This window comes from Ruegeria sp. BHSC223 (assembly GCF_059613025.1).
The window spans coordinates 131,335-149,544 of record NZ_JBXWRR010000001.1 but is presented as its reverse complement, the minus strand read 5'-3'; the positions used below and the strand labels follow the sequence as shown (position 1 = coordinate 149,544).

The following is an 18,210-nucleotide window of genomic DNA, read 5'->3' as shown; positions in this document are numbered from 1 at the left end:
CGGACCCGCGTAAAGAGGGCATCGCTCAGCCGTAAAGCGCCCGAGCCCGTTCCTCGAAGGCGCGCACGATCCGGTGCATCGCCTCGTTGAACACGAGACCGATCACCCCTTGCAGGATGGCGTTCCTGAACTCGAAATCCACGTGAAAGGAGACGTCGCAGCCCCCCTCGGGTGCATCGGCAAAGGCCCAGTCGGATTTCAGGTATTTGAACGGCCCGTCCAGGTATTGGGTGTCGATCCGCATATCCTTTGGAAACAGGGTCACCCGGCTGCCGAACCGTTCGCGGAAAACCTTGAACGAGATCACCAGATCGGCCTCCATCACCTGCGCCGCACCCTGCGGCGTGATGCTGCGGATCCGGGCCGCGGCGCACCAGGGCAGGAATTGCGGATATTTCGCCACATCGGCAACCAGATCGTACATCTGCTGGGCGGTATAGGGCAGGCGACGTGTTTCCGAATGTGTGGGCATCTGTCCTTGGGTATTTGTTGGTGACAATGGCGCGTGATTTCGTATGTTGCGCGCCAAAGATCAAGGGGGCTGCGATGACTGACCGCGCTTATGTGATTGACGAGATGATCTCGGCCAAGGCCATCGCGGCGCGGATCGAGGCGCTGTGCCGTGAGATCCAGACCGAGTTCGCCGATACCGACAAGCTGGTCGTGGTGGGCCTTTTGCGCGGCAGTTTCGTGTTCATCGCCGATCTGGTGCGCGAACTGGACCTGCCGATCGAGGTCGATTTCCTCGAAGCCTCCTCTTATGGCGACGCGATGGAATCGAGCCGCGAGGTGCGCATCCTCAAGGATCTGCGCAGCCCGATCGAGGGGCGCGACGTGCTGGTGGTCGAGGATATCGTCGATACCGGCCACACGCTGAACCATGTTACGCATCTGTTGCTCAGCCGTCAGCCCAAACGCCTGAAATCCATCGCCCTGCTGGACAAACCCAGCCGGCGCGAGGTGGATTTCCGCTCCGACTGGATCGGCTTCGAGATACCCGATGAATTCGTCGTGGGCTATGGCATCGACTTTGCCCAACGCAACCGCAACCTGCCCTTCATCGGCAAGGTGCGCTTTACCGAAGGCTGAAACGGCCCGCTTCGCGCGCGGCGCAGGCCAAGAAAATTCGTCGAATTTTCTTGGTCCCGGCTCACGGGCCGAGTTGCGCCGCCCGGTCACGCAGCGCCTGGCAGAGCAGGCCACGGACCCGGATCAGGCGCGGCACATCCGCAAGTTCCTCGTGACAGGCGACCCAGATCGGGGTTGCGGTCTCGGGTGGCAGTCCGACATCAAGCCGCACCAATCGGGGATCGTTGCGGGCGATGAAACAGGGCAGCAAGGCCCGGCCCAGCCCCTGCGCCACCATCTCGCGCAGCACCAGGAAACTGTCGGCCGATCCGATTGCCGCGCCAGGTTCCAGTTGCGGTTCCAGCCAGGCCCAGGGTCGCGACCTCCGCATCGCTCCGTCAAAGCCGAGCCAGCCCGCGTTATTGCAACCCGGTGCCACATAGGCTGCAAAGGCCATGCTGACCGGGCTTTCGCCAACCAAACCCTCGGGCAGCACCGGCGCGGGGCGCAGGGTCAATTCGGCCTCGAGCCGCGACAGGTTCAGATGGCTGTTGGTCGAGATAAGCGACAGCCGCAATTCCCCCGCACTCTGGTGCAGATCGGCGAGGATCTCGGGCAGCAGGCTCTGGCACAGCGTATCGGTCGAGGTCACCCGCACGTGACCGGCCAGGGGCGCGTCCAGCCCCTGCGCCAGCTGGTGCACCGACTGCACCGCCTGCCCCACCTCGCGCGCTGCCGCGATCAGGCGCAACCGATCGGGTCTCAGAACATAGCCACGCGGGGTCCGGTCGAACACCTGGGTGCCGACACTCTCCTCAAAGGCGGCGATCCGGCGCAGAACGGTGGCGTGATTGACCCCCATCTGCCGGGACGCCCCCGCCACACTGCCCGCCTCGACCACCGCCAAGACAAATTGCAGGTCGTCCCAGTTCAATCTGTGCAAGATTTAAGACCCTTTAACCAGAAATGCAGACTATCCGCTAAGATTAACACAAGTACACTTGGAGATGTTGTCATTATCTTTTTCGCAACGGAGACGGGACATGTTTGCAAAGACCAAGACCGCCATCGCCGCCGCCACGCTGTGTGCCGTGGGGGGGCTGGCCCTTGCCGGTAGCCACGCACAGGGCGAATTCGCGCGTGAAATCAAGGCCCGCCAGGCGCAGATGACGCTCTATGCCTTCAACCTGGGCATTCTTGGCGCCATGGCCAAGGGCGAAGCCGAATATGACGCCGAAGCCGCCGCGCAGGCCGCCAACAACCTGGCCGCCGCCAAGTCGATCTGGATGCCCACCGCCTGGCCCGCCGGGTCTGACAATGCCTCGGTCGAGGGGACCCGCGCCCTTCCCGCAATCTGGGCCGCCGATTCGGATATCGGCGCCAAGTCGCAGGCGATGGGTGAAGCGGTCGCGGCCCTGCAGGCCGCCGCCGGGACCGACCTCGAGGCGCTGCGCGGGGCCATCGGCCCGGTTGGCGCCTCTTGCGGCGGGTGTCACAAGCCCTTCCGCGCCGAAGAGTGACGCGCGCGCCGGTCCCGGCTAGACTGGGACCGGTTCCTTGTTTCTGACGGAGGCGCGGATGAAGCTCTTGCGCATCGGTGCGGTGCTGGCGCTTGCCGGCCTTGCGGTGTTCTGGCTGCTCACCCGGCCCGAACGCCTGGCTCAGGGCGGTTTGGAAGGTGTCGCGGGCGATGCACAGCGTGGCGCGCTGGTCTTTGCCGCTGCCGGTTGCGCCTCGTGCCATGCGGCGCCGGGTGCCGAGGGTGAAACCAAGCTGGTTCTGGCCGGGGGAGAAGGCTTTGCCAGCCCCTTCGGCACGTTCTACGCACCCAATATCTCGCCCTCACCCGAACACGGGATCGGCGGCTGGAGCCTGCTGGACCTGGTCAATGCCATGATGCACGGCACCTCGCCCGAGGGGCAGCATTATTACCCCGCCTTTCCTTTCGTCTCCTACGCCAACGCGGAACTGGGCGATATCGCCGATCTCTATGCCTATCTGATCACCCTGCCCGTCTCGGATACGCCCAGCCGGGCGCATGACGTGGGCTTTCCCTTCAACATCCGGCGGGGCCTGGGGATGTGGAAACAGCTCAACACGGGCAAGGGCTGGGTGATGACCGACCCGGCCGACGACCAGATCGCACGCGGGCGCTATCTGGTCGAGGCGCTGGGACATTGCGGCGAATGCCACACGCCGCGCGATGCGCTGGGCGGATTGCAGCGCGACAAATGGCTGACCGGCGGACCGATTCCCGGCAGCAAGGGCCGGTTTCCCGACCTGACGCCGGGGACGCTGAAGTGGAGCGCCGAGGACATCGCCTATTACCTGGAAACCGGGTTTACCCCCGATTACGACAGCGCCGGCGGCGCCATGGCGGATGTGATCCAGAACACCGCACAACTGCCGCCCGAGGACCGTGCGGCCATTGCCGCCTATCTCAAGGCGCTACCCGCAAACTGACCGCGCCCGCGCCGGTCAGGACTGGCGCATCGGATGTCAGGCCAGGCCGAGCTTTTTCTGCCGCGCATCCCGCAGCCGCGCAAAATCGTCGCCCGCATGATAGGACGAGCGCGTCAGCGGCGTTGCCGAAACCATCAGGAAGCCCTTGCCATAGGCGGCCTTTTCATAAGAGGCGAATTCTTCGGGCGTGACGAAACGGTCGACCCGGTGGTGTTTCGGCGTCGGTTGCAGATACTGGCCGATGGTCAGGAAATCGATATCGGCGGCGCGCATGTCGTCCATCACCTGGCGCACCTGCTGTTCGGTCTCTCCCAGGCCGACCATGATGCCGGATTTGGTAAAGATCGACGGGTCCAGTTCCTTGACCCGCTGGAGCAGGCGCAGCGAATGGAAATAACGCGCGCCGGGGCGCACCTCGGGGTAGAGGCCCGGCACGGTTTCCAGGTTGTGGTTGAACACATCCGGTTTCGCCGCAACCACAACCTCCAGCACTTCGGGCGCGCATTTCAGGAAATCGGGTGTCAGGATCTCGATCGTGGTCGAGGGGCTGCGATGCCGGATGGCACGAATGGTCTGGGCAAAATGCTCGGCCCCGCCATCGTCCAGGTCGTCGCGGTCGACGCTGGTGATCACCACATGGTTCAGGCCCAGTTTCTCGACCGCATGCGCCACCCGGCCCGGTTCGAACGCGTCCAGCGCATCGGGGCGCCCGGTGGCGATGTTGCAAAAGGTGCAGCCGCGCGTACAGATCTCGCCCATGATCATCATGGTGGCGTGGCCCTGGCTCCAGCATTCGCCGACATTGGGGCATCCGGCCTCTTCACACACGGTGACCAGGTTGTTGTCGCGCATGATCCGGCGGGTATCGGCATAGCCCTTGCCCCCCGGCGCCTTGACCCGGATCCAGTCCGGTTTCTTGGGTTGCGACTGATCGGGGCGATGCGCCTTTTCAGGGTGGCGCTGCTCGGGGATCTTCAGGTCACGCACGGGTCGGTTTCCCTTGGCTGGAACGGTTGCGGCACCCTCTAACATAACGCGGCGTCACAAGTAAGGCCACTGCTGCATGACCGCCATGCATTCTCGGGACGGCGTGATGCTGCACACGCAGCATTTCCCCGGTTGAAGCCGGTTTGGAATCGCTCTAACCGTCGCCCGACCTATTGAAATTCCAAGGAGATCGTCTGATGAAGACCGGAGCATCCCTTCCCAATGTCACCTTCCGCACCCGCGTGCGCGACGAGGCCGTCGGCGGCCCGAACCCCTATCGCTGGCAGGACATGACCACCGCCGACTATTTCGCGGGCAAGCGCGTGGTGCTCTTTTCGCTGCCCGGCGCCTTCACCCCCACCTGCTCGACCTACCAGCTGCCGGGTTTCGAAAACGGCTTTGCTGATTTCCAGGCTCAGGGCATCGACGCGATCTGTTGCATGTCCGTGAATGACAGCTTTGTCATGAACAAATGGGCCGAGGCGCAGGGGCTGAAGAACGTCACCGTGATCCCCGATGGCTCGGGCGAGTTCACCCGCAAGATGGGCATGCTGGTGGACAAGGACAATCTGGGTTTCGGCATGCGCTCATGGCGCTATGCGGCCATTGTCAATGACGGCAAGATCGAGGCCTGGTTCGAAGAACCCGGTCTGATGGACAACTGCCCCGAGGACCCCTATGGCGTCTCGTCGCCTGAAACGGTGCTGAATTGGCTTGTCGCGACAAACAGCGAAATCGCCGCCTGACCCCTGGCCCGACACATTTTTCGATACCCGCGCGACTTGCGCGGGTATTTTTTTGACTTTTTTCCCGTCTGGTGAGTTAGATTTTTTTCACAAGGCAAAAAGACACGGCAACTGCCGGCATATCAATTCAGGGGAATACCCCCACGGGAGGGAACATGAAAAAGAATATTGCAGAAGTGATCGGCACGTTCACGCTGGTCTTCATGAGTTTTTCGACCATTACCTTCATGGCCGATCAGGTGGGCGCGCTGGGCATCAGCCTGTCCTTTGGTCTGGCGGTGGTGGCCATGGCCTATGGGATCGGCCCGATCTCGGGCGCGCATCTGAACCCGGCGGTCAGCATCGGCGCCTTCATGGCCGGGCGGATGTCGATGCCCGAGATGATCGGCTACTGGGTGGCGCAGGTCGTGGGCGGGCTGGCGGCGGCCTTTGTCATTCTCGCGATGAGCGGCGATCCGGCCATGGCCAAGAACATGATCGGCCCGCAGGGCCTGGCGGCGGCACTGATTTTCGAGGTGGTGGCGACCTTCCTCTTTGTGACCGTGATCCTTGGCGCGACCCAGGACGGGCATGCGACCCCGGTGGCCGGGCTGGCCATCGGCCTGACCCTGACCTTGATCCATATCGCGGGCATCGCCATCACCGGTGTCTCGGTCAATCCGGCCCGGTCCATAGCCAGCAACCTGTTCGACGGCGCGGCATTGGCGCAGCTGTGGCTGTTCCTGGTTGCGCCGCTGGCGGGTGGCGCTCTGGCTGGCATCCTGCACAAGAACGGGCTGACACGCGCCTAGCCCGCGGCACCCAGCGCTTCCGCCGGTTGCGGCGGAGGGGCCTTGCGCGCTTCGGTCACGATCCCCTCGCCCACCTGCCGGATGATCCGCTCCAGATCGTCGAACCAGCGCGCCCGATAGGTCGAGCTGCGCCGCACCAGCCCAACGGTACGGGCCGGTTCCGGCGCCGGGAACCGATGCAGCCGCAGCCCCGGCACGGCGGCCAGTTCCGAGCGCGCTGCCAGCTCCGGCATCAGGGTGAGACCGAATCCCTCGGCCACCAGTCTTGACAGCGTGGCCAACGACGAGGCGCCCATGTTGATCCCGGCCGCCGCCCGGTCATGGCCACAGACCTCGAGCGCCTGATCGGTCAGGCAATGGCCATCCTCAAGCAGCATCAACTGCGCGGGTTGCAGATCGGTGGGGCGCGGCGCCTCGGCCCCCTGAGCCAGACGCGCCAGACGGGCCTCGGACCCGGCCAGCAGGAACCGGTCGCGAAACAGCTCGACCGATGTCAGCCCCGCCTGCGACACCGGCAGGGCAAGCACCGCCGCGTCCAGCTCTCCCTTGTGCAGCGCCTGCAACAGTTGTTCGGTGCGCGCCTCGCGCACATGCACCCGCAAGGACAGGTTCTGCGCCCTCAGTTCCGCCAGCACGCCGGGCAGCAGATAGGGTGCCATGGTGGGAATGAGGCCCAGAGACAGGCTTGCCGCGCCCGCCTGATCGCGGGCGAACCGGTCAAGCCGGTCGGCACTGGCCAGCGCCTGATCGACAAGTGGCAGCACGCTGCGCCCCAGCGGCGTCAGCACCACGTCGCGAGCGCGCCGCTCGACCAGCGGTCCGCCCAGAACCTCTTCGAGTGCGCGGATCTGAACCGACAGCGCGGGTTGCGAGACATGGCAGGCCTCGGCCGCGCGACCAAAGTTGCGCTGCTCGACCAGGGCCTTGAAATAATGGAGTTGCCGGAGGGTGAAGCTCATAGGCGAAACATATCGCAATCACCCCCGGCAACAACCCGGGATTATCCGATCAGCCGGTCGCGCCCGCTCTGTTCCTCGTAATGCCGCTTGAGCCGTTGCAGGGCGATGCGCAGCACGATCTTGCCCGAGCGCGCCGACCAGCCCATGCGTTTTTCGGCCAGTTCCAGCCCTTCGAGGTAGCAGCAGCAGCGCAGCGCCACATCGCTCAGCCCTGGCCCCAGATCGGACAGCGCGCGCGCCACGCGGTCGCGGGCAGCGTCGGGGCCGTGACCGACACCGCTGTCGGGTTGGAAACCGCCCCGCGCGCCGCCGGTCAGGAACCGGTCCCAGTTCTGCGCGATGTTGGGCCCCATCTGCGCCAGTTCGAAATCCTCGCGCAGCCGCTCGCCCGCGCGCACCAGCGTGTCGTCCAGAAAGGGCTGACCATCACGATCCTTGCGCCGGGCCAGCGCGATCAGGGGACTTTCCGCCATGTTGTAGCGCACCCGGCGCGGCCGTTCACCGGCCTCGCCCGCCACGGTTTTTTCCCCCATCACCCGGTGTTGCGCCGCAAAGGGGCTTTGCGCCTCGGCGAACCCGTCCTGCGCGGCGCGGGCGCGGTTCTCGGCCTCGGCCAGCAGCCGGCCCAGGGCGCCACGCCCGGCGGTGGTCAGGTAATAGCGGCTGATCCGGCCCGGCTTGTCGCAGGCGATCCAGTCCTTGAGCGCCAGCGCCTGCGCCATGGCGCAGCTGACCACGGCGGTGCGGGTATTGCCGCCCTTGCCGTCGTCGCGCACCACCACGGCCTTGTCCATATCCTCGGCCACCGCCAGCACCGCGCCGCTTTCGCACAGCCGCCGCAGGATACGCGTGGCCTCGAGGTCAAAGGTGGCGGCGTCTGGGGTCTCCTCGATCTGTTGGGCGGGCTTCGTCATCGGGGCGGTATCCTCTGGCTTGTCGCCACCGCGCGAAACCGGCGATCTGCTGAGTTTCAGCGGCGGGAAATGAGTGGCCGCCAATGCTTCGAGCGCCGCGTCCACCAGGGGATCGTCCCGCCGCATTTCAACCCGCCGGATCTGGCGCAGCACGGTCGAGGCATGACACCCCGCCCCGCGTGCCAGATCCCGGATCGAGAACCCCGCCTCGGTATGTGCCAGATAGCGCTGCGCGCTTTCGGGAACCCAGCCGGGGACGGCGTTTTCTGCCCAGTTACCCATCGTGTCCTACCCTCAAAGGCAAATTGACTGACCCTTTTATCCAGCAGTTATCCCCCGAGTTGCGCACACACCTTATGGTTGCATTGGTTACTTGTTCGTTAAGATATCTGCTGACCAGCCCATCATTGTTTCGAAAGAATAAACAGTTCTGAAGTCAGCGCACGGTAGTTTCCAAATGAAAGCAACACCCGCAATGGTTGTGGCAGAAATGTGGCGAACATCGTTTAGGGAAAGGAAATGTCATGCAGGACCTGATGTCCATGGTATCGCAACTGCGCCGCCCGCGCCTGCTGATCCGCGCCGCACGCTTTGGCCAGGCGGAATACAACCGCGACCGCCACCTGCAACGTATCCTTGGATACGGCAAGCTGCCGCGCCCGGCGGCGGCGCTGATGCGGCTGTTGGAGCTGGAAAGGGTTCTGGACGAGCAGCGGCGCGCAGAGGATGCGGGATATTCGCTGCCCCGGCACGTGGACCTGCTGATCGCCATGATGGGCGAGGCGCAGCTGGTGCAGACCAGCCACGCCCCGCAAGACGCGTAACTTACATGAAGGCGTCGGGCATCGAGGCCTTCTTCTCGGCCACATAGGCCGCCAGCGCACCGGCGATCTCGGGGTCGAGTGCGGGCTGCTGATAGGCGCCCAACAGTTTCTCGACCCGGCCCGAGGCCAGCGCATAGGTGTCGCGCGCGCCCTCTTCCTCCCAGGTTTCGAACGGCTTGTAGTCGAGCAGTTCGGATTTCCAGAAGGCGGATTTGAAATTGGCCTGGGTATGGGCACAGCCAAGGTAGTGGCCGCCCGGCCCCACCTCGCGGATTGCGCCCATCGCCTGATGCTCGGCATCGACGGGAACGCCCTTGGCCAACCCGTGCAATGCGCCCAACTGATCGGCATCCATGACGAATTTCTCGAAATCCGCCACCAGGCCACCTTCGAGCCAGCCGCAGGCATGCAGCATGAAGTTCACGCCCGAGAGCAACCCCATGTTGAGCGAGTTGGCGGTTTCATAGGCCGCCTGCGCATCAGGCAGTTTCGAGCCGCAGAACGACCCCGCCGAGCGGAACGGCAGGCCCAGACGCCGCGCCAGCTGACCGGCGCCATAGGTGACGAGGCTTGCCTCGGGCGTTCCAAAGGTGGGCGCGCCCGAATTCATGTCGATCGACGACACGAAGGCACCAAAGATCACCGGCGCGCCGGGGCGGATCAACTGGCTATAGGCGACACCGGCCAGAACCTCGGCCAGCACCTGGGTCAGCGTACCCGCCACCGACACCGGAGCCATTGCGCCGCCGACGATGAACGGAGAGATGATGCAAGCCTGGTTGCTGGCCGCATAGACCTCGAGCGCGCCCATCATGATGTCGTCGAAGGTCATCGGCGAGTTGATGTTGACCAGCGAGGTCATCACCGTGTTGTCGCGCACGAATTCCTTGCCGAACAGGATCTCGCACATCTCGACCGAATCCTGCGCCCGCTCCGGCGCGGTGACAGACCCCATGAACGGCTTGTCGCTCAGCGTCATATGCGCCATCAGCATGTCCAGGTGACGCTTGTTCACCGGAATGTCGGTGGGTTCGCACACGGTGCCGCCGGAATGGTGCAGCCATTTCGACATATAGGCCAGCTTCACGAACTTCTCGAAATCGGCCATGGTCGCATAGCGGCGCCCACCTTGTGCGTCACGCACGAAGGGCGGGCCATAAACCGGTGCGAGAACCAGATTGCGACCGCCGATAACCACCGATTTCTCGGGATTACGGGCATGCTGGGTGAACTGGCTGGGGGCGGTGGAGCAAAGCTTGCGCGCCAGCCCGCGGGGGATGCGCACCCGCTCATCCTCGACCTCGGCCCCGGCCGCGCGCCAACGCTCCAGTGCTGCGGGGTTGTTGACGAAGTTGACACCGATCTCGGCCAGCACCGTCTCGGCATTCGCCTCGATGATTTCGAGCGCCTCTTCGTTGAGCACCTCGAAATTGGGGATGTTACGTTCGATGTATTTGGCGGTCTCGATCACAACCGCCGAGCGTTCGGCACGGCGGGCGGCACCACCGCCGCCCCGGGCGCGTCGCCGGGTCATTGCCTCTTCCATGGTTGATCCCCTGGGTGATTGGTTAGCGTGGACTGTCTTTTATCAGGCGCTTGCCGATTTCGAACGTGGATTGCGGCGCTCTGGGGGGAAAAGCGACATGTAACGCGCCTTTGAGCGACAGCGCGCGACGCCGATCCGGCGCGGCACCGTTTTCCATATGGAAAACGGCCCGGAAAACGCGCCGTTTTCCGGCGCCACCTCTTGCGCAACGCCAGACCGCGCCCTAAGAGCCTGACATGAGCCAGACATCCCACGACCGCCTTCTGATCATCGACTTCGGCAGCCAGGTAACGCAGCTGATCGCCCGCCGCCTGCGCGAGCTGAACGTCTATTGCGAAATCCACCCTTATCAGAACGTCACCATGGACTTCGTGCGCGAAATGGCGCCACGGGCGGTGATCTTCTCGGGCGGACCCGACAGCGTCACGCGCGAGGGCAGCCCCCGCGCACCGCAGGAGATCTTCGACTATGGCGTGCCGATCCTGGGGATCTGCTATGGCCAGCAGACGATGATGACCCAGCTCGGCGGCCGCGTCGAATCCGGCCACGGCACCGCCGAGTTTGGCCGCGCCTATGTCACGCCCAAGGGCACGCTCGACATTCTCGACGGCTGGTTCGCCGACGGTCGCGAACAGGTCTGGATGAGCCATGGCGACCACGTCGCCGAAATCGCCCCCGGGTTCGAGGTCTACGGCACTTCTCCCGGCGCGCCCTTTGCCATCACCGCCGACACCAGCCGGCATTTCTATGCGGTGCAGTTCCACCCCGAGGTGCACCACACCCCGAACGGCGCAAAGCTCTACGAAAACTTCGTGCGTCTGGCGGGCTTCAAGGGCGACTGGACCATGGGCGCCTATCGCGAAGAGATGATCCGCAAGATCCGCGAGCAGGTGGGCGACAAGAAAGTCATCTGCGGCCTCTCGGGTGGTGTCGACAGTTCCGTCGCCGCGATCCTCATTCACGAGGCGATCGGCGACCAGCTCACCTGCGTCTTTGTCGATCACGGGCTGTTGCGCAAGAACGAGGCGGCCGAGGTCGTCGGCATGTTCCGCGACAACTACAACATCCAGCTCATCCATGCCGACGAATCCGACCTGTTCCTGGGCGAGCTTGACGGCCAGTCCGACCCGGAAACCAAGCGCAAGATCATCGGCAAACTCTTCATCGACGTGTTCCAGAAACATGCCGACACCATCGAAGGCGCCGAGTTCCTCGCCCAGGGCACGCTGTACCCCGACGTGATCGAATCGGTCAGCTTCTCGGGTGGCCCCTCGGTGACGATCAAGAGCCACCACAACGTGGGCGGCTTGCCGGAAAAGATGGGTCTGAAACTGGTCGAGCCGCTGCGCGAGCTGTTCAAGGACGAGGTCCGCGCGCTGGGCCGCGAACTGGGCCTGCCGCAAAGCTTCATCGGCCGCCACCCCTTCCCCGGGCCGGGCCTGGCCATCCGCTGCCCCGGCGAGATCACCCGCGAAAAGCTGGAGATCCTGCGCGAGGCCGACGCGATCTATATCGACCAGATCCGCAAACACGGGCTCTATGACGAGATCTGGCAGGCCTTTGTTGCGATCCTTCCAGTCCGTACCGTCGGCGTCATGGGCGACGGGCGCACCTATGATTATGCCTGCGCCCTGCGGGCGGTGACGTCGGTCGATGGCATGACCGCCGATTACTACCCGTTCAGCCACGAATTCCTGGGCGAAACGGCGACCCGGATTATCAACGAGGTCAAGGGCATCAACCGCTGCACCTATGACATCACCTCGAAACCTCCGGGAACCATCGAGTGGGAGTGACCATGACCCCCACGCGGCCTGCCCGATAGCGGCATGAGCCCCATCGCCCGCGCCGCGCTGTGGATGACCGGTGCCATCGCCTCGTTCTCGGCGATGGCGGTGGCCGGGCGCGAGTTGAGCGCCGTGCATGATACATTCGAAATCATGATGTATCGCAGCTTTGTGGGCGTGCTGGTGGTGTCTCTGGCGCTCACCTTCAGCGGTAAATGGCATCAGGTCAGCACCCGCGCGCTGGGTCTGCACGCGCTGCGCAATGCGGTGCATTTCACCGGCCAGAACCTGTGGTTCTTTGCCGTCACCGTGATCCCGCTGGCGCAAGTCTTTGCGCTGGAATTCACCCAGCCGCTCTGGGTTATCCTGCTGTCACCGCTGCTTTTGGGTGAACGAATGACACGGGTGCGCGTGGCCGCGGCGGTGATCGGCTTCATCGGGATCCTGATCGTTGCCCGCCCCGGAGCCAGCAGTCTCAATATCGGCATTGTCACGGCGGCGCTGTCGGCGATTTTCTTTGCCATGACAACGATTTCCACAAAAAAGCTCACACGGCTTGCCAGTATCGGCTGCATCATGTTCTGGCTGACGATCATGCAGGCGGTGCTGGGGCTGGTGGCCTCGGGCCATGACGGTCAGATTGCACTGCCCACGCTCGGCACCGCGCCCTATCTGGTGCTGGTGGGGCTAGCCGGTCTTCTGGCGCATTTCTGCATCACCAACGCGCTGGCCATTGCCCCCGCCACCGTGGTCGTCCCCATCGATTTTGCCCGCCTGCCCACCATCGCCGTGGTCGGCATGCTGCTCTATGGCGAGGCACTGGATATCTGGGTTTTCGTCGGCGCCGCGGTGATCTTTGCCGGCAACTACCTCAATATCCTTGCCGAGACCCGGAACACGGCGCGGTAACGCTCTCTCAATCCGGCGCGAGCTGACCCATCGTCAATAGTTGACCGATCTGTACACCCCCATAACTTGATCTCACCACAATGGGAAATCCCCGCAGCCACTCACCTGCGCGGGACGGAGATATCTGGGAGAGATCAATGAGATACGCGCTTTCGGGTGCGCTGGCTTTGTGCACCCTGACGGTGGCGGCACAGGCGGGCGGCCTTGACCGGTCAGGCCAGGGCATCAACATCCTCTTTGAAGAGGGCGATGCGGTCCAGTTTCGCCTCGGCTGGACCGACCCACGCGTCAGCGGCAGCCTGGGCGGTGTGCCCTCGGGCAATGTGGCCAACAGCTTTGTCCTGCCGCATTTCGCCTATAAGAAAGCGCTGACCGACCGGCTGGATTTCGCGCTGATCTATGACCAGCCCTTTGGCGCCGACATCACCTATGACGCCGCCTATCCGCTATCGCAAAACCCGGTTCCGGGCGGGCGCCGCGATGTGCTCAGGGCCAAGGCCGATACCGACGCATTGACCGCCGTGTTCCGCTATCGCTTTGACCGGGGGCTGAGCGTGATCGGTGGCCTGCGCGCCCAGCGGGCCGAGGCCAGCGTCACCGTTCCCGCCGCTGCCGGATATAGCGTGACCACCGACAGCCCGGTCGATTACGGCTATGTCGTGGGCGTCGCATGGGAGCGACCCGATATCGCTGCCCGGGTGGCGCTGACCTATAACTCGGCCATCGACCATACCCTGCAACAAAGCGAGAGCCTGAACCCGCCGCCGCCCGCACCGCCGGGCTTCGTGGCCACCCTGCCCTCGACCAGCACGATCAGCACGCCGCAATCGGTGAACCTCGATTTCCAGACCGGCATCGCCGCCGACACGCTTCTCTTTGGCAGCGTGCGCTGGGTCGACTGGACCGCGCTGGTCTATAACCCGCCCAATTATCCGCCGCTTAGCAACCTGGTCGACTACGACAGCGATACGGTGACCTATTCGCTGGGCATAGGGCGGAAATTCTCCGAGGCCTTCTCGGGCGCGGTGACTTTGGGATACGAGCGGCGCTCGGGCGACAGCCTGTCCGATCTCGGCCCCACCGACGGGTTCTGGAGCGTCGGACTGGGCGGCACCTATTCGCTGGACAAGGCCAAGATTTCGGGTGGCGTGCGCTATACCGATCTGGGCGATGCCACCACCAACAACGGCGCCCGCTTTACCGGCAACAGCGCCTGGAGCGTCGGGTTCCAGATCACCTATGCGCTGAACTGATCAAGGCGCAGGAATCGGGTCGCGCGGGGGCGCGGGGTCGGGCACAACGGGGCATGAGCGATCAGAAAACCCTGTCCCCCCGCGCCTGGGCCGAGCTGTTGCTGCTTGGCCTGATCTGGGGCGCGTCCTTCCTGGCGATCCGCATCGCGCTGGACGAGGTGCCGGTGGTCACGGCAGTGCTGCACCGGACGTTCTGGGCTGCCCTGCTGTTGTGGCTGGTCGTCTGGGCCAGCCGCATCGCGCTGCCGCGCGATCCCCGCATCTGGGGCGCCTTTCTGGTGATGGGGCTTTTGAACAACGTGATCCCCTTTGGCCTGATGGCCTGGGGCCAGTTGCATATCGAGACCGGGCTGACCTCGATCCTGAATGCCAGCACCGCGATCTTTGGCGTGCTGGTCGCGGCAGCGGTCTTTGCCGACGAGCGGTTGACGCCCCGGCGCCTGCTGGGGGTGAGCATCGGCTTTGCCGGCGTCGTGGTGGCCATCGGGCCAGAGCATCTGACCCGGTTCGACCCGCGCTCGACCGCGCAGCTGGCGGTGCTGGCGGGCACGCTTTCCTATGCACTGGCCGGGGCCTGGGCCCGCGCCCGGCTGGGCGGGTTGCCGCCGCAACTGGCCGCTGCCGGAATGTTGACCGGGTCGAGCCTGGTCCTGTTGCCTGCCGCGCTGCTGATCGACGGGCCGGTCACCCTTTCGCTGCAACCGGTGACCTGGGCGGCGATCGGATATTACGCGCTGGTCGCCACGGCGGGGGCCTATCTGCTTTATTACCGGGTTCTGGCGATGGCGGGTGCGGGGAACCTGATGCTGGTCACGCTGGTAATCCCGCCGGTGGCTATTGGCCTGGGTGCCTGGATACGATCCGAGGCGCTGCCGGCCAATGCCTTTGGCGGCCTTGCCCTGCTGGCCCTTGGCCTGATGGTGCTGAACCGCCGCCCGCGCCGCCACGATTGACCCCGCCCGCCGCGCCCATTAGCAAGGGCCAGAACAGCAAGGATGAGGGCGGGATGATCTACGGCTCGGCTCGGGACTGGCGCGAGGCCAGCCGCAAGAAAGTGCTCTTTTTCGGCATGTCGGGCCTGGGCAAGACCCATGTCTCGAACCGGTTGCGCGACAACGGCGACTGGTTCCACTACTCGATCGACTACCGCATCGGCACCCGCTACATGGGCGAGTTCATCACCGACAACGCCAAGGCCGAGGCGATGAAGGTGCCCTTCCTGCGCGATCTCCTGATGTCGGATTCGATCTATATCGGCTCGAACATCTCGTTTGAAAACCTGACCCCGGTCTCGACCTACCTGGGCAAACCCGGCGCCCCCGCAAAGGGCGGCCTGCCGATCGCCGAATACCGCCGCCGTCAAGACCAGTTCCGCCATGCCGAGATCTATGCCCTACTCGACACCGAGTATTTCATCGACCGGGCGCAGCGGCTCTATGGCTATCCGCATTTCATCTGCGACACTGGTGGCTCGATCTGTGAATGGGTCGACCCCGAGGATCCGCGCGACCAGGTGCTGAGCGAGCTGTCCAAGCACACGCTGATGATCTGGATCGAAGGGTCCGAGGCTCATACCGCCGAGCTGATCCGCCGTTTCGACAAGGCGCCCAAACCGATGTCCTATCAGCCGGAATTCCTGTCCCGGGTGTGGGAGGCCTATCTGGCCGAGAACGATTGCGCGCCCGACGAAGTTGACCCCGACGCCTTTATCCGCTGGACCTATGCCCAGGCGCTGGCCCATCGCCAGCCCCGCTATCGCGCCATGGCCCGCAACTGGGGGATCACCGTCACCGCCGAACAGATCGGCGCCATCCGCGACGCCGCAGATTTCGACGAGCTGATTGAATCCACCCTGGAAAACCGCCCCGGCTGAGCGCGTGAGAAAATTCGACGAATTTTCTCCTCCCCCTCTGGACGCGCTGAATCGGGATTGCTATACGGCGCGAACCGTTCCGGCGTAGCTCAGCGGTAGAGCAGTTGACTGTTAATCAATTGGTCGTAGGTTCGATCCCTACCGCCGGAGCCAATTTCTTCGAGCTATCCCATTGAAGTCCTTGAAAGCAAGGACTTGCAGTGCCCCCGAGGGCTACTTTACTGGATACATCGGGGATACATCCAATCATGGCACTGCTGATGAAGCTACCGGACGTCGTCATCAACAAGGGGAAACTTGTCTACAGCAGGCGTATCCCCATTGACCTCAAGCACCTCTACCCCTCCTCCACCTTAAGACGCCCCATCTCCCATTCCAGTAGGCCTTGCTCTATCGGGAATGCTCAGTTGGTCGCGAAGTCGAAGGGCGGTCTAGAACCATCACAGGTAAGACCGCTTCCTGCAACGGCTTCATGGCATGCTGAACTGGCCCCCCACGGGGGGAAAAGCCTTTCGCCCTATATCTATCTCAGCCAGACAAATTTTTGGCATGAGGAAGATTTGGTTTGGGGGGCTGCCGGAGAAGCTCTGCCGAACTGCTGTCTTCTTAGGGCTAGAAGAGCGATCCTTGCCGACCTTCGTTTCTCTCGTCATTGAAGTCGCCGAGGATAGCTCGGATTGCCTCCGGGCCAAGTGGTTTGGCCAGACCCTCTCCGTTGAATTCAAGAACTCTGAGAACCCGACGGTTCTTCTTCCGCAAACCCACAGCTTGGAATGCCCACTGGACTTTAAGGTTGTCGAGAACCTCTACATGCAAGTCCCTTTTGCGAACATGAAGCCAGAATTCTTCATCCTCGATGACGAAGAAGCAGTCCCGGCGTGTCGAAGCCTCCTTACCCTTCCACTGGCGAAAAATCTGATCATCCTTGTCCCAGTTCGGTGACGTTACAAAGATGTTCGCGATCTCGACGTTCCACGGCACTTCTTCTTCGTCGTCTTCTCGTCTGCGGACCTTCACAGCCCTCTCGGGGAACGAGCTTCGCGGGACTGGGAAATCATTTTCTGGAGTGAAGCCGATGCCCATAACGTCGGGGTCGGATATGACTGCTTCGTAAAATTCGTTTCGAGCCTCTACCGCCTCCGGAAGACTTCCAACTTCCATTCCGAGGCGCTCGAGGTCGGCGCTATCCTTTTCGAGAACGCCCCGTGTCATTTCCGTGAGGATTTCTGCACCAACCTTGCATTGCAGGTCATCTCGATCCGGGGGCTTAGCACTGGTTCCATTTCCAACTTCTTGTAGGTCTTCAAGAAGTTCTTTGTGGCCTTCTCCAATTTCGCGGGACCAGTGTGCGGGTTCATGGCCCGTCAGGCCCTCGATGTATGCTTTGCCGATGTCCGTCTCTATGAACAAGAATATTGAAGTGGCACCTCCCCAGACGGTGATGGCGAGACGCGTCAGAAATGTGCCGGGTTCAGGTGGAAGAACTATCAGGTCATACTCGAGCTGACCCTGAAAAAACGTCTCGTCCAGTGCTTGGACAATGCGCTGAGCGCGTTGTGCGGTTTCGACAAAGGTTTCAAGCTTGAGGTAGTGCTCTGAAACGTCGAAATGAATAAAGAGATGTCCTGATCGGCTTTCGAACGTAAGTCCTTCCAATTCCATACTGAACCCACTTTTTCATTCAAAACAATGGCATGACAGTAGCGACAGGCAGACGTCTTCACAAGACAATCTACCTCGCGTTGCGCATTGCTTGGTAGCTCGCCTCAATGGAAGGCTTTCAAGGCATAGCTCTCTCGGGCCAAAGGTGAATGATCAGCCGTAATTGCCGCTTGACCATCAAAGTCCCGGAGGGGATTCATTCGGGGCACCTTCGGGGATACATGTGAGGCCGCCCTTTCGGTTTCTTGTGACTTTCCAAAGGGATAGACGCAGGTTGAATGCATCCGGCACGCCTACCGCCGGAGCCATTCAATCGCTTGATACTCAAGCAAAAAGGGCGAGCCCCCTCGGTTTCGCCTTTTGCGTTTTTCAATCGGCAACCCTTGTATCGCGACGGACGATTGCCCTGTGCGCCGCCCGCCGCCCCG

General features: G+C 63.1%; 18 protein-coding genes and 1 tRNA gene. 12 read left to right on the top strand and 7 right to left on the bottom strand.

Going from position 1 to position 18,210, the window contains the following annotated elements:
* Positions 1 to 25: 25 nt before the first annotated feature.
* Positions 26 to 472 carry a type II toxin-antitoxin system RatA family toxin gene (locus tag AC2FNY_RS00770; RefSeq protein ID WP_496801329.1) on the bottom strand — a complete coding sequence of 149 codons (447 nt, stop codon included), beginning with the start codon at positions 470 to 472 and terminating at the stop codon, positions 26 to 28.
* A 74-nt stretch (positions 473 to 546) separates the two neighbouring features.
* On the opposite strand from AC2FNY_RS00770, the gene hpt reads away from it, so the two are divergent.
* Entirely contained in the window at positions 547 to 1,089 is a 543-nt protein-coding gene (gene hpt, locus AC2FNY_RS00765; RefSeq protein WP_234136884.1) for a hypoxanthine phosphoribosyltransferase, read from the top strand.
* A gap of 61 nt (positions 1,090 to 1,150) precedes the next feature.
* Here the strand turns inward: hpt and AC2FNY_RS00760 are convergent, their stop codons facing one another.
* Positions 1,151 to 2,011: a LysR family transcriptional regulator gene (locus AC2FNY_RS00760; RefSeq protein WP_234166462.1), complete on the bottom strand. Its 861-nt coding sequence runs from the start codon at positions 2,009 to 2,011 to the stop codon at positions 1,151 to 1,153.
* Between the two features lie 100 nt (positions 2,012 to 2,111).
* Between AC2FNY_RS00760 and AC2FNY_RS00755 the strand changes: the two genes are divergently transcribed.
* Positions 2,112 to 2,588, top strand: coding sequence for a c-type cytochrome (locus AC2FNY_RS00755; RefSeq protein WP_234136886.1), 477 nt, complete (start codon positions 2,112 to 2,114; stop codon positions 2,586 to 2,588).
* 58 nt (positions 2,589 to 2,646) lie between these two features.
* Positions 2,647 to 3,531 carry a c-type cytochrome gene (locus AC2FNY_RS00750; RefSeq protein WP_496801328.1) on the top strand — a complete coding sequence of 295 codons (885 nt, stop codon included), beginning with the start codon at positions 2,647 to 2,649 and terminating at the stop codon, positions 3,529 to 3,531.
* Between the two features lie 36 nt (positions 3,532 to 3,567).
* Here AC2FNY_RS00750 and lipA read toward each other — a convergent pair whose 3' ends face one another.
* Positions 3,568 to 4,518, bottom strand: a complete 951-nt coding sequence (gene lipA, locus AC2FNY_RS00745; protein WP_234136888.1) for a lipoyl synthase — start codon at positions 4,516 to 4,518, stop codon at positions 3,568 to 3,570.
* A 197-nt stretch (positions 4,519 to 4,715) separates the two neighbouring features.
* Between lipA and AC2FNY_RS00740 the strand changes: the two genes are divergently transcribed.
* Positions 4,716 to 5,264: a peroxiredoxin gene (locus AC2FNY_RS00740; RefSeq protein ID WP_496801327.1), complete on the top strand. Its 549-nt coding sequence runs from the start codon at positions 4,716 to 4,718 to the stop codon at positions 5,262 to 5,264.
* A gap of 155 nt (positions 5,265 to 5,419) precedes the next feature.
* Positions 5,420 to 6,055 carry an aquaporin gene (locus AC2FNY_RS00735; RefSeq protein ID WP_234136890.1) on the top strand — a complete coding sequence of 212 codons (636 nt, stop codon included), beginning with the start codon at positions 5,420 to 5,422 and terminating at the stop codon, positions 6,053 to 6,055.
* Here AC2FNY_RS00735 and AC2FNY_RS00730 read toward each other — a convergent pair.
* Both AC2FNY_RS00730 and AC2FNY_RS00725 read right to left on the bottom strand, forming a co-directional pair.
* On the bottom strand, positions 6,052 to 7,014 hold the full coding sequence (locus AC2FNY_RS00730) for a hydrogen peroxide-inducible genes activator (RefSeq protein ID WP_496801326.1): 963 nt from the start codon (positions 7,012 to 7,014) through the stop codon (positions 6,052 to 6,054). The two genes, AC2FNY_RS00735 and AC2FNY_RS00730, sit on opposite strands and share 4 nt — an antisense overlap.
* Positions 7,015 to 7,055: 41 nt before the next feature.
* A complete protein-coding gene (locus AC2FNY_RS00725) occupies positions 7,056 to 8,210 on the bottom strand; it encodes a DUF6456 domain-containing protein (protein WP_496801325.1) in 1,155 nt (384 codons plus the stop codon).
* A gap of 242 nt (positions 8,211 to 8,452) precedes the next feature.
* Here AC2FNY_RS00725 and AC2FNY_RS00720 point away from each other — a divergent pair, with 242 nt between their 5' ends.
* Complete coding sequence (locus AC2FNY_RS00720) at positions 8,453 to 8,752, top strand: DUF6477 family protein (protein ID WP_234136894.1); 300 nt, start codon at positions 8,453 to 8,455, stop codon at positions 8,750 to 8,752.
* A 1-nt stretch (position 8,753) separates the two neighbouring features.
* On the opposite strand, the gene AC2FNY_RS00715 is transcribed toward AC2FNY_RS00720, so the two are convergent.
* Positions 8,754 to 10,298 carry a trimethylamine methyltransferase family protein gene (locus AC2FNY_RS00715; protein ID WP_234136895.1) on the bottom strand — a complete coding sequence of 515 codons (1,545 nt, stop codon included), beginning with the start codon at positions 10,296 to 10,298 and terminating at the stop codon, positions 8,754 to 8,756.
* A gap of 236 nt (positions 10,299 to 10,534) precedes the next feature.
* Between AC2FNY_RS00715 and guaA the strand changes: the two genes are divergently transcribed.
* The 6 genes from guaA (at position 10,535) to AC2FNY_RS00685 (ending at position 16,273) form a co-directional block, all read left to right on the top strand.
* Complete coding sequence (gene guaA / locus AC2FNY_RS00710) at positions 10,535 to 12,094, top strand: glutamine-hydrolyzing GMP synthase (RefSeq protein ID WP_234183552.1); 1,560 nt, start codon at positions 10,535 to 10,537, stop codon at positions 12,092 to 12,094.
* 33 nt (positions 12,095 to 12,127) lie between these two features.
* A complete protein-coding gene (locus AC2FNY_RS00705) occupies positions 12,128 to 12,994 on the top strand; it encodes a DMT family transporter (protein ID WP_234136897.1) in 867 nt (288 codons plus the stop codon).
* Between the two features lie 137 nt (positions 12,995 to 13,131).
* Complete coding sequence (locus tag AC2FNY_RS00700; RefSeq protein WP_496801324.1) at positions 13,132 to 14,247, top strand: OmpP1/FadL family transporter; 1,116 nt, start codon at positions 13,132 to 13,134, stop codon at positions 14,245 to 14,247.
* A 53-nt stretch (positions 14,248 to 14,300) separates the two neighbouring features.
* Entirely contained in the window at positions 14,301 to 15,200 is a 900-nt protein-coding gene (locus tag AC2FNY_RS00695) for a DMT family transporter (RefSeq protein WP_496801323.1), read from the top strand.
* A gap of 53 nt (positions 15,201 to 15,253) precedes the next feature.
* A complete protein-coding gene (locus tag AC2FNY_RS00690; RefSeq protein ID WP_234136901.1) occupies positions 15,254 to 16,120 on the top strand; it encodes an ATPase in 867 nt (288 codons plus the stop codon).
* 78 nt (positions 16,121 to 16,198) lie between these two features.
* Positions 16,199 to 16,273: transfer RNA gene (locus AC2FNY_RS00685), tRNA-Asn, on the top strand.
* 459 nt (positions 16,274 to 16,732) lie between these two features.
* Here AC2FNY_RS00685 and AC2FNY_RS00680 read toward each other — a convergent pair.
* Positions 16,733 to 17,782 carry a hypothetical protein gene (locus tag AC2FNY_RS00680; protein ID WP_496801322.1) on the bottom strand — a complete coding sequence of 350 codons (1,050 nt, stop codon included), beginning with the start codon at positions 17,780 to 17,782 and terminating at the stop codon, positions 16,733 to 16,735.
* Positions 17,783 to 18,210: the final 428 nt, after the last annotated feature.